Source organism: Streptomyces mutabilis, assembly GCF_014649815.1.
In the GTDB taxonomy this organism is placed as follows: Bacteria; Actinomycetota; Actinomycetes; order Streptomycetales; family Streptomycetaceae; genus Streptomyces; species Streptomyces mutabilis.
Genome location: NZ_BMTT01000008.1, coordinates 269102 through 280804, shown reverse-complemented (window position 1 = coordinate 280804; position 11703 = coordinate 269102). Strand labels below are relative to the sequence as shown.

The 11703-nt window shown below is 71.7% G+C and carries 7 protein-coding genes; 6 read left to right on the top strand and 1 reads right to left on the bottom strand.

Annotated elements, in window-relative coordinates:
- The first annotated feature begins 4 nt into the window (after nucleotides 1-4).
- The 6 genes from IE142_RS19140 to moeZ all read left to right on the top strand — a co-directional run bounded on the left by IE142_RS19140 (nucleotide 5) and on the right by moeZ (nucleotide 8169).
- Complete coding sequence (locus tag IE142_RS19140; protein WP_191886894.1) at nucleotides 5-1696, top strand: DUF3152 domain-containing protein; 1692 nt, start codon at nucleotides 5-7, stop codon at nucleotides 1694-1696.
- A gap of 214 nt (nucleotides 1697-1910) precedes the next feature.
- Entirely contained in the window at nucleotides 1911-3893 is a 1983-nt protein-coding gene (locus IE142_RS19135) for a DUF3492 domain-containing protein (protein WP_229830670.1), read from the top strand.
- A complete protein-coding gene (locus tag IE142_RS19130) occupies nucleotides 3890-5047 on the top strand; it encodes a hypothetical protein (RefSeq protein ID WP_229830669.1) in 1158 nt (385 codons plus the stop codon). Before IE142_RS19135 ends, IE142_RS19130 begins: the two co-directional genes overlap by 4 nt.
- Before the next feature lie 99 nt (nucleotides 5048-5146).
- Nucleotides 5147-6181 carry an SDR family oxidoreductase gene (locus IE142_RS19125; protein ID WP_191886893.1) on the top strand — a complete coding sequence of 345 codons (1035 nt, stop codon included), beginning with the start codon at nucleotides 5147-5149 and terminating at the stop codon, nucleotides 6179-6181.
- Nucleotides 6169-6927, top strand: coding sequence for a spherulation-specific family 4 protein (locus tag IE142_RS19120; protein WP_191886892.1), 759 nt, complete (start codon nucleotides 6169-6171; stop codon nucleotides 6925-6927). The genes IE142_RS19125 and IE142_RS19120 overlap by 13 nt, the downstream gene beginning before the upstream one ends.
- Nucleotides 6928-6990: 63 nt before the next feature.
- Nucleotides 6991-8169: an adenylyltransferase/sulfurtransferase MoeZ gene (gene moeZ / locus IE142_RS19115; RefSeq protein WP_191886891.1), complete on the top strand. Its 1179-nt coding sequence runs from the start codon at nucleotides 6991-6993 to the stop codon at nucleotides 8167-8169.
- Between the two features lie 1887 nt (nucleotides 8170-10056).
- Here moeZ and IE142_RS19110 read toward each other — a convergent pair.
- Nucleotides 10057-11598 (bottom strand): alpha/beta hydrolase, encoded by a 1542-nt coding sequence (locus IE142_RS19110; protein ID WP_191886890.1) that lies wholly within the window; start codon nucleotides 11596-11598, stop codon nucleotides 10057-10059.
- Nucleotides 11599-11703 lie beyond the last annotated feature (105 nt).

The following is an 11703-nucleotide window of genomic DNA, read 5'->3' as shown; positions in this document are numbered from 1 at the left end:
CGACGTGGGACGCCACAGCCGACGCGGACCCGCATCCGAGCCCGCCGGCGCGGACACTTCCGCGCGGGAGAACCGGTCCGGCCTGCTGGGCCGCCGTCGGGCGCCCGAACCCCCGGCCGGGGAGCAGACGCCGCCGGGTGGCACGCCCGGCGCGCGATCTGGCGCGATACCGGGTGGGCCCCGGGGCTGGGTCGGCGGTGACCCGCAGGGTTACGCAGCCCAGGGGCGGGGGCCGGGGCCGAGGGAGGACACGCCGGCGCATGGGTTTCCGCAGGTCGGGTACGGGACGCCGGCGCACGGATCTCCACGCATACCAGACGGGACGCCGGCGCACGGAATCGCACGGGCCGCTGACGGTGTGCCGGTGCCCGGCCGGGCGAGGGGTGTGGACGGTACGCCGGCGCGGGGCGTTCCCAGGCTGCCGGACGGCACGCCGGCCCACGGTGTGCCGCGCGTTCGGGGCGGCCATCCCGAGCAGCGCGAACCCGGAGGCGGCTGGGGAGAGTTGAGCGGACGGTCCGGTGCGGGGTACGCCACTCCGGCGGGACCGCCCGCCGGCCCGCCCGCGCGCTCCGGGCCTCCCGGCGGGCCCGCGGGGCCAGGCGGTCCCTTCCCGCGGCAGCGGCAGGCGCCTCCGGGAGGGCCTCGTCAGGCGCCCCCGCAAGAACCTCGCCGGAAACCTTCAGGAGGGCCTCGCCAGGAGTACCTGGACGCCTTCGACGTGGACGGCGACGTCTTCACGCCCCGCTCCCCGCGCCGTACGGCCGTGTCCGCGCAGCCCGCCGATTCTTACGCCGCCGTCACCGACTGGAGCGCCGGCGACGGGCCCGGTGGCCGAGGGCCCGAGACCGACGCCGACGACGCGCCGCCCTCGGGCGAACCGGCGCCGGCCAAGGGCGGCAAGGGCAAGACCTTCACCGGCATCGCCGCGGCCGCCGTGACCACCGTGCTGGCGGTCGTCGTGGCCGGGCAGGTCGCCGACAGGCCGGACGGCGAGGGCGTGCGGTCGCAGTCCGCCACCGACCAACCCCGCGGCGCCCACGACTCCGCGTCGCGGACGGACGACAGGCTGACGCCCTCGGCGCCCGAGACGCAGTTGACGTACGAGCAGAAGATGGGCAAGACGTACCCGCTCAGTGCCACGCTCAAGGGTTCCGGCGAGTTCGAGGCGATCCCCGGCATCGCGAACGGGCCGGGGAAGGGGCAGCTGCACACCTACCGCGTGGACGTGGAACAGGGGCTCGGTCTCGACGGCGCGCTCTTCGCCGAGGCCGTCCACAAGACGCTCAACGACGACCGGAGCTGGGCCCACAACGGCGCCCACTCCTTCACACGCGTCTACTCCGGAGAGCCCGAGTTCGTGATCACGCTGGCCAGCCCCGGCACCACCGCCGAGTGGTGCGCCAAGTCCGGCCTGGACACGACCGTGGACAACGTGTCCTGCGACTCGGCCGCCACCCAGCGCGTGATGATCAACGCCTACCGGTGGGCGCAGGGCGCCGAGCCGTACGGCGACGACATCCACGGTTACCGGCAGATGCTGATCAACCACGAGATCGGCCACCGCATCGGCTACAACCACGTCACCTGCGACAAGGACGGCGAACTCGCCCCGGTCATGCAGCAGCAGACCAAGTTCATCGACCACGACGGAATCGACTGCCGCCCCAACCCCTGGGCCTATCCGAACGGTTGACCCGAAGGCGTGGCCGCCGCGTCGCGCGGAGTAGCCGCTTGATCCCTTAGCGCGACCGAACGTCATCCGCACGGGAAAGTTACGACCGTTCACCCCTTTTGGTGGCGCGATGGACAACCGTCCATCGCGCCACCGCCTTGTCCGCATACGTTCGTCCCGCTGCGAGCCGCCGGGCAGACGGCGGCTCCCTGGACGGGAGATCGGGGGTGCGCGCGTGCGCATCGGACTGCTTACGGAGGGTGGCTATCCGTATGTGAGCGGTGAGCCCGGGCTCTGGTGCGACCGGCTCGTGCGCGGGCTCGAGCAGCACAAGTTCGACGTCTACGCGCTCACCCGCAGCGAGCGTCAGGAGGCCGAGGGCTGGGTTCCGCTGCCGCCGCAGGTCGACCGCGTGCGCATCGCGTCGCTGTGGGACGCCGAGGACGACGGGGTCGTGTACGGACGGCGTACGCGCCGGCGCTTCGCCGAGTGTTACGGCGAACTGGCCGCGAGCCTGTGTGCGACCGCTCCCTTGAAGGCCTTCGGGGTTGCGGAGACGGCGGCGCCGCGAGCGGAGGCAACCGGTACCCACGACCACTTCGCCCATGAGGCGGACCGTTTCGCCAACGCGCTGTACGGCCTCGCCGAACTGGCCCGCCACGAGGGCGGCCTGCACCGCGCACTGCGCTCGGAGACCGCCGTACGTGCCCTGGAACGCGCCTGTCGCGCGCCCGGCGCCCACCGCGCCGCGCGCGAGGCGCGCGTCCCGGATCTGCTCACCGTCGCCGCACGCCTCGAACGGGCCCTGCGCCCCCTGTCGCTCGACTGGTACGAGGACGACGGCCTGGGTGCCGTCGACCTGTGCCACGCGGCCTCCGGCGGCACCGCCGCCCTGCCGGGCCTGCTCGCCCGGCACTTCTGCGAGGTGCCGCTGCTGGTGACCGAGTACGGGGTGCGGTTGCGGGCGCACTACCTCACGGAACCCGATGCGTCACCACCCGTACGGTTCCTGCTGGCCGCCTTCCACGGTCGGCTGGCCGCCGAGACCTACCGGAGCGCGGCCCTGATCACGCCTGGCAACACGCATGCCCGACGCTGGCAGGAGCGCTGCGGAGCCGAGCGCGCCAAGCTGCGTACGGTCCACCCGGGCATGGACGCGGCACCCTTCGCCGAGGCGGGCGAGTCGCCGGAGTGCGCCGATCCGCACACCCTGGTCTGGGTCGGCCGGGTCGAACCGGCCAAGGACCTCGTCTCGCTGCTGCACGCCTTCGCGGAGATCCGCCGGGCGGAGCCCAAGGCCCGCCTCAGGATCGTGGGCGGCCCGTCCGGATCCGAGGGCGCGGCCTACCTCGCCCATTGCAGGAACCTGGCCGCGCAGCTCTTCCCCGACGAGGCCGACGGCCCGCACGCCGTCGGCAGCAATCCGGTGTCTTTCGAAGAGACCGGCGGGCCGGAACTTCCCTCTCGCGCCGAGGCGTACGCGTCGGGAGCACTGGTGGTCCTCTCCAGCGTCGTCGAGGGGTTCCCGGCCGGCCTGGTCGAGGCCATGTTCTGCGGCCGGGCGACGGTGTCCACGGACGTCGGCGCGGTGGTGGAGGCCATCGGCGGCACCGGGCTCGTCGTGCCTCCGCGCAACCCTCGGGCACTCGCCGAGGCGTGCGTCGCCCTGCTGCGTGATCCCGAGCGCCGTGCGCGCCTGGGCGCCGCCGCGCGCGCCCGCGCACTGGAGCTGTTCACCGTCGAGCAGAACATCACGGCATTTCACAACATTTACCTCGACATCCTTTCGCGTACACCCGCGCGCCGCGTCGTCCTCGACGACACCGGTGAGCCACTGCCGTTCTCCGTCCCCGCCGAGGCACACGTCCCCGGGCGCTGGACGGACGCCAAGGTCCGTGCCGTGGCGCGAGGGGGCCCGGCCTGGGCGACGGACACTCCCGTCCGGGCCACGGTCCGGAGCTCGGAGACCGACGGGTCCCCCGGATCCGGGGGACCCGGGGGTTCCGGGGCATCGGAATCGGCTACTGGGGGAGGCCGGGCGGCGGTTCCGGCGTCGGTGGTCGAGGTGGCCGGGGCGGCGGTTCCGGCGTCGGTGGTCGAGGGGGCCCTGACGGTAGTTCCGGTGTCGGCGGTCGAGGGGGCCGGGGCAGCCTCCGGTTCCGTGGCCGAGGAGTCGCGAGCCACCGCCTCGGTTTCCGCGACCGAGGGGATCCGATGAGCGGCCTCGGTGAACTCGGTCCCGACCGGGGCCCGGTCCGGACCGAGGAGGTCGGTACACAGGTGCCGTCCGCCGCGCGCCGCGTCGCCGCGGACCCGGTGAAGGCCCTGATGCACCGGCACCGCGATCTCTGCGAACGCGCAGTGGACCCACTGGAGATCGTGGCCGGACTGGAGGCTCACGGCATCACCGACCGGACCGCCGCACGTTTCCGGCACCGGGACGTCTTCTCCCTCGCCGAAGAGATGTACGCCCGCGTCCCGCGCGACGCCGACACGCCCCCGCGCCCCACGGGCCGACCCACCCCCCGGGTGCAGACCGCCTGGGTCGTGCTCGCCGTGCTGCCGGGCGCCCTGTGCGCCGCCGCGGTGGCCGCCCTGCGCCTCACCGACGGCCGGCCACGCCTGGTCGCGGCCACCGCCGGAACGCTCGCGGTGGCCCTCGCTCTGCGCGCGTTACTGCGCCGAGGGCCGTTGAGCGCCACCGCGCGCACCTCCGCCACCTGGACCTGCTGGCTCGTCGGCTACGCCCTTCTGGGGGACGGCCTGCTCCGCGCCGCTCTCACCGGCGGCCCGGACGACCTGCCCGACGGAACCGCCGACGGACCGTGGCCCGTCACCGTCGCCCCCGTGCTGGCCCTCGCCCTGGCCTGCGCTCCCGCTGCCGCGAGCGCCCACTTCTTCGCCGTGCGAGCCCGCCGCAAACTGGCGGCCAGCCGGGGCCTGGCGGACTTCTCAGCCGCCGTACGCCCCCTGCTGACCGGCACGTTCGTCCTGTTCATCGGTGCCGTTACGGCCCTGGTGGCGCTGACCGGCGCCGTACTCCGGGAACCCGCCGCCTACCCGCAGGCGCTCACCCTGGGCGCCCTCCTCCTGCTCGCCCGCATGCTCACGGTGCACGGCCACACGCACGCCCCCGCGCTCGTTATCACCGCCGCGGCCACCGCGGAGGCGGCGGCCGTGGCCACGCTCTTCGCCGCCCGCCTCCCCGGCTGCGACTTCCTGGCCCTCCCAGTGGAGGCGCTGGTCGCCGCCTGGGGCCCGGCCGGTGTCCCGACCGCGGCGTGCGGCACCGGCGCCCTGGTCCTCCTGGTCCACGCGACCCGCCGCCTGACCAAGGCATCCGCTCACGCGGAGCCGGAGCACCCGCGTTGACCACATCCCCGGACACCCCTCACACGTCCGCACCACCCCCCGAAGGAGCCCTCAGATGACCACCTCCCGACCCGACGCCTCGGCACCGGGAGCCGCCCGATGAGAGTCCTGCTGATCGGCGCCAACGGCTACATCGGCCGCTTCGTCGCCGAGCGCCTGCTCGCCGACCCGGCCGTCCAGCTCACCACGCTGGGCCGCGGCGACGACGCCGACGTCCGTTTCGACCTCGCCAGCGGCAGCCCGGGCGCCCTCACCCGCTTCTTCGACGCGGTCCACCCCGGGGTCGTCGTCAACTGCGCGGGGGCCACCCGGGGCGGCGCGCGTGAGCTCACCCGGCACAACACCGTCGCCGTCGCCACCGTCTGCGAGGCCCTGCGCCGCAGCGGCTGCGGCGCCCGCCTGGTACAGGTCGGCTGCAGCGCCGAATACGGCCCGAGCCAGCCCGGCTCCTCCACCGCGGAGGACGCTGTACCCCGGCCCGGCGGCCCCTACGGCGTCAGCAAACTCGCCGCCACCGAACTCGTCCTCGGCTCCGGCCTGGACGCCGTCGTCCTCCGGGTCTTCTCACCTGCCGGCCCCGGCACCCCCGCGGGCTCCCCGCTGGGCCGTCTCGCCGAGGCCATGCGCCGCGCGATGCAGTCCGGCGACGGCGAGCTCAGGCTCGGCGGCCTCGGTGCGCAGCGCGACTTCATCGATGTCCGTGACGTCGCCCGCGCCGTCCACGCCGCCTCTCTCTCCGCCGCGCAGGGCGTCATCAACATCGGTTCCGGCCGTGCCGTGCGCCTGCGCGATGCCGCCGCGACCCTCGCCCGAGTGGCCGGCTACGGCGGAGCCCTGCACGAACTCGACGGCCCGCCCGGCGCGCTCCGGCCGACCATCGGCCACCCCCGCACCGAATCCGTCGCCCACCGCGTCGACGCCCTGGGCCACCACCGCCCCGAGCCCCTCGGGCACCGCGGCGAGCGCCCGGACGCCGAGCACGTGGCCCCGGTGGCCTACCCCTACCCGGACGGCTGCGGCAGTTGGCAGCAGGCCGATGTGCGCACCGCACGCGACCGGCTCGGCTGGCGGCCCCGGATCGCCCTCGAAGAGTCCCTCGCCGATATCTGGATGGAGGCGGCATGCCGTATCTGACCAGCGCCGAAGCGGGCGCCGCGAGCACCGACGTCCGTACCGGCCTCGGGGTCCCGGGGCTGGCCCACCCCCTCGTCGCCCCCGGCGAGTGGGCCGACCTGACCTGTCCCGGGGCGCCCTTGCACTGGGTCGTGCTCAACGTCGCCGACGGCCCCGGAGCCCACCCCGACCCACACTGCCTGAAGGCCGCCGGCAGGCTGCGCGACGCCGGGGTCCGCGTCCTCGGCCACCTCGACGCCGCGTACGGGGCCCGGAGTTTCGGCGAGCTGATCTCCGACGCGCACCGCTACCTCGACTGGTACCGGGTCGACGGCTTCCTCCTCGACCGCTGCCCGTCCGAACGGACCGCCCTCCCAGAGGTCCGTCGCACGATCGGCACCCTGCGCGTGATCCGTGACGGTGCCCACATCGTGCTCGGCCACGGCATCCACCCCCACCCCGGCTACGCGGAGAACGCCGACCAACTGATTACCTTCTCGGGCGCCTGGACCGACTACCGCTGGTCGCAGGCGGCCGAGTGGAGCGCCGACTACCCGCCCAGGCACTTCTGCCACTTCGTCCACGGCGTGCCCCGCGGGCACCTGGAGGAGGCGCTGCGGATCGCACGCTGGCAGGGCGCCGCGACGATCTACTTCACCGATCGCACTGACCGGGACGGCCGGAGCGGTCGGGTCGACCCCTGGGAGACGATGCCCGGCTACTGGGACGAGATCGTCTCGCGTATCGGGACGGGTGTCTCGGAATGAAAAAGGCCGTGGCAGTGTTGCGAGGAGAACAACCGTAATTACTGACCGACAAACGGAGTCCCCGTGTCGCTGCCACCCCTGGTCGAGCCGGCCGCCGAGCTCACCGTAGACGAGGTCCGCAGGTACTCCCGCCACCTGATCATCCCCGATGTGGGGATGGACGGGCAGAAGCGGCTGAAGAACGCCAAGGTGCTCGCCGTGGGCGCGGGCGGCCTCGGCTCGCCGACCCTTATGTACCTGGCGGCAGCCGGTGTCGGCACGCTCGGCATCGTCGAGTTCGACGAGGTCGACGAGTCCAACCTGCAGCGTCAGGTCATCCACAGCCAGGCCGACATCGGCCGTCCGAAAGCCGAGTCCGCCCGCGACACGATCAAGGGCATCAACCCGTACGTGGACGTGATCCTTCACCAGGAGCGGCTCGAGGCCGACAACGTGATGGACATCTTCAGCCAGTACGACCTGATCGTCGACGGCACGGACAACTTCGCGACCCGCTACCTGGTCAACGACGCCTGCGTACTGCTGAACAAGCCTTACGTCTGGGGCTCGATCTACCGCTTCGACGGCCAGGCCTCCGTCTTCTGGTCCGAGCACGGCCCCTGCTACCGCTGCCTCTACCCGGAGCCGCCGCCCCCCGGCATGGTCCCGTCCTGCGCCGAGGGCGGCGTCCTGGGCGTGCTGTGCGCGTCCATCGGCTCCATCCAGACCAACGAGGCCATCAAGCTCCTCGCGGGCATCGGCGAGCCGCTGGTCGGCCGCCTGATGATCTACGACGCCCTGGAGATGCAGTACCGCCAGGTCAAGGTCCGCAAGGACCCCGACTGCGCGGTCTGCGGCGAGAACCCGACCGTCACCGAGCTCATCGACTACGAGGCCTTCTGCGGCGTCGTCTCCGAGGAGGCCCAGGCGGCGGCCGCCGACTCCACGATCACTCCCAAGCAGCTCAAGGAGTGGATCGACGACGGCGAGAACATCGAACTCATCGACGTCCGCGAGCCGAACGAGTTCGAGATCGTTTCCATCCCGGGCGCCCGGCTGATCCCCAAGAACGAGTTCCTCATGGGCTCCGCCTTGGAGAGCCTCCCGCAGGACAAGAAGATCGTCTTGAACTGCAAGACGGGTGTCCGCAGTGCGGAAGTCCTGGCGGTCCTGAAGTCCGCCGGCTTCTCCGACGCCGTCCACGTCGGCGGCGGCGTGATCGGCTGGGTCAACCAGATCGAGCCGGAGAAGCCCGTCTACTGATCACCGGCTCCGCTGACCAGCGGGACTGACGAAGCCCACGGCTCTGACCAGTTCAGATGCCGTGGGCTTCTGTCGTTGTCGGTCGGTGTTGGGTGACCTCGCACGGCCCAGGGACGGCCCGACCCGTCAAGGGCTCGGCTTCACAACGTGTCCCAGAGTGATGAGGCCCACGCCGATGACAGCGACGGTCGGGTAGGAAAAGCCGCCGACCGCTACCAACAAGGCGCCGGTTCCCCAGACTCTCGGCTGTCGCACATGGCGTTGCAGCCACCGACCCGGCATGCGTCCCAGCAGCAGGCCGTGAACTCCCAGCACCGCACAGGCAAGCCACAGAGTGATCAGTGAAACCGCTCCAGCCAGCATCATGGTCGCGAACGCCGTCCCCACCACTCACCCCTGACACCGCGCTCCTGCGGTCGAGCGCCAGTTCGGCACGGGCGACGCGCACCGTACGGCCGAGGTCACTGGAACCTCCGTGACACAGTCAAGTGCTGCCGCCTGGCCCATGGAGTACCAGTTCGAAAGATCGCGTACGCGGATAGGCCCGACCTGGTAGGACGCTGATCTGCGTGTTCGCAGTGCGTTGACCCTGATCCCCTGGGTTCCCTCTGATGTGCCCTACCAACGGACACGCCGGGGGCACCGCGTGGAGGGTCAGGAGTGCTGCAGCAACAAGCTGCGACGCCCGTCAGCGCTCAAGGGGATGGGCTGCCTCTGGACTGCCATGTCAGCCGGATGATCCCGCTTCAGGGCTCGAGCCCGCACGCCGCTGCCGCACCACGGATACAGCCGCGACGACCGAGAGCATCAGGAAGAGCAGGGCACCCCCGCCCGACATCACCGCCAGTACGGCTGCCCCGCCGCCCCCGACATCATCTTCACGGGCGACTACGTGCGGATCGTTCGCCTGGTACCGGACGGCTAGCGATGTGCCGACGGAGCTCTTGCCGCCGCCACTGCCTACCGGAAGATCCGCCACCACGGTCCGCCCGTCGGCCTCGAACTTGACCTGGCAGTGGCCCATCATGCACGAGCCGCTCGTATGCAACGTCGCACGAGCCCGCTCGCCATCCTGGAGGGAGCGTAGGTGCTGAGCTGCCGGCAACATCACCAGTGTCGAGAGCGCGCCCAGTAGTAGGGCGAGTACCAGCGACGCTAGTAGGGGCGTGCGAGGCCCCAAGCCGCGGTTCTGCTGGTGTTCGCTGGATGCACCCGCCTTCGACATGCGGTCCAGAGCTCTCACCATCCGTTCAGTTCATGTCGAGGCGGCGTGATAGGTCTCACTTGCAGACTGCACCTCGCGTCCGTGTTGCTGACAGAGTAAGAAGTCTGCCGAGTTGGCATCATGTACTGATGCGGCACATCGGACACGGACTCGGCTGCCTGTTGTCGGCACCGAAGGGCGGCGGAGCGGCTTTGGGCTGGAGGCGCTTCGGGGCGAGTGATCTTGGCCCCGTAAGCTGATGGCGAGTCGGGCAGTCTGTGGACCTGCCCGTTGAAGCGCGACGTTGGGGTCAAGATTTCAGAGGCTCGCCCCAAGTGGCTGCCTGAAGTTGTGGGGCCGACCGCCCCAGCCACAGAGGGTGTCTTCCCATTTCACGCCCGCAGCCGCCGGGCGCGGCCAGCCGGGGCGAAGACCGGAGGCGGGCCGCGCCGTAGAGGCGGCGCGCGCCCGCGCCGTGCGCGGGCCTTGATGATGTAGGGAAAGCACTCTGATCACAGGACGTGTCCGGTCCCGGTAGATGCTTGACGGTTCGGTCCCAGCTGATGGTTGCAGTGGCCGTGTTCGGCCGTCTACTGAGCCTGCCCCGGCAGGCCGGGCCACGGCCACGGTTCCCGTACGGCGGGGGTTTCGCGCACCGCAGGTGCCCGGAGCCCCCGCCGTCGTCATGAGCAGACCTTGCCGTCCTCGGGCACCGTCCCGTTCAGCAGATATGCGTCCACGGCCGAGTCGACACAGTCGCTCCCACTCCCGTACGCGCCGTGTCCCTCGCCCTTCCAGGTGAGCATCACACCGACGTCCTCGCCCAGCTCGTCCGCCATCCTGCGGGCGCCCTCGTAGGGCGTGGCCGGGTCGCCGGTGTTGCCGACCACGAGAACCGGGGCCGCGCCGGGCGCGCTCACCTCCGGCGTTTCGTGCTGACCGGCCACCGGCCAGTCGTGGCACCAGCCGGCCGTGTCCCAGCCGAGGAAGGCCCCGAACACGGGGGAGACCTTCTCGAACCTCGGCAGCAGCTTCTTCGTCTCCTCCAGGGTCGGCCGCTGCTTGTCGTCCAGGCACGATATGACCCGCTGGGAGTGGGTCGTCGTGCCGTAGTGCCCCGAGGGGTCACGCTCGTTGTAGCCGTCGGCGAGCGCCAGCAGCTCCGAGCCGTCGCCCTCCTCGGCGGCCGACAGCGCACTGGTCAGCGCGGGCCAACCGGACTTGCTGTAGAGCGGCAGCACGATGCCCGTGAGTGCCAGCGTCTGTGTCAGCTTCCGCCCCGGTGAGGAGGTCGGCAGTGGCTCGGCGTCGAGCCGCTCCAGCAGGTCGGCGATCTTCCGCGACCCCTGCTTCGAATCCTGTCCGGTGGACTTCAGGTAGTCGTCCAGCGCGCGCTGGAAGCCCCTGGCCTGGTTCTCGGCGTGGCCCATAGTGTCGGCGCTCGGGTCCACGACCGCGTCGAGGATCATGCGCCCCACGTGCTCGGGGAACAGGTGGGCGTAGACACCGCCGAGTTCGGTGCCGTAGGAGATGCCGAAGTAGTGCATCCTGCCGTCGCCCAGGACGTGCCGCATCAGGTCCATGTCGCGGGCGGTGTCCGTGGTCGAGACGTGTGACATCAGCTCGCCGGCGGCCTTCTGGCACCCCTTGCCGAAGTCGGCGGCGTCCTTCAGGTACGCCTGTTCCTCGGTGGTGGTGTCCGGAGTGGAGTCCACGGACTCGGCGTCCTCGATCGCCTCGTCGCTGCGGCAGCGGATGCCCTCACTGGCGGCCACCCCGCGCGGGTCCCAGCTCACCAGGTCGTACCGCTCGTGCAGGGAGGAGACGGTGTCGGCGTAGGACGGCATCATGGAGACGCCCGAGCCGCCGGGGCCGCCGAAGTTGAACAGCAGGGACCCGATGCGCTCGTCGCCGGTGGCCTTGGCCCGAATCAGCGCCAGGTCGATGGTGTCGCCCTCCGGCTCGGCCCAGTCCAACGGAGCCTTGAGCGTGGCGCACTGCCAGTCGCCGTCCGGCGCGGGGGAGTCCGAGGTGCCCTTGCAGCGGCCCCAATCGAGTTGCTGGGAGGCCAAGGACTGGGGCACCCCCGACGGCGCCGCCGCCGACGGCCGGGCGCTGCTCGTACCCCCGTCGTCCTTGTCCTCCTTGGACGAGCCGCCGCTGCAGCCCGCCGTCAGCAGTGCGGCGGCGGCCGTCACAGCCGTCCACCGTACGAGACGCGTCATCGCACTCCCCCCTCGCAAGCCGTCCGACCGTGCGGCGGATGGCGGTCATGCCATGGTAGGCGGAGTGCGCCGAACCTGGTGCACCCTGTGGATAACGCTCTGACC

Coding starts and splice junctions, on each gene's coding strand:
- IE142_RS19130 (WP_229830669.1), top strand. CDS start 3,890: ATGAGCGGCCTCGGTGAACTCGGTCCCGACCGGGGCCCGGTCCGGACC.
- IE142_RS19125 (WP_191886893.1), top strand. CDS start 5,147: ATGAGAGTCCTGCTGATCGGCGCCAACGGCTACATCGGCCGCTTCGTC.
- IE142_RS19120 (WP_191886892.1), top strand. CDS start 6,169: ATGCCGTATCTGACCAGCGCCGAAGCGGGCGCCGCGAGCACCGACGTC.
- IE142_RS19110 (WP_191886890.1), bottom strand. CDS start 11,598: ATGACGCGTCTCGTACGGTGGACGGCTGTGACGGCCGCCGCCGCACTG.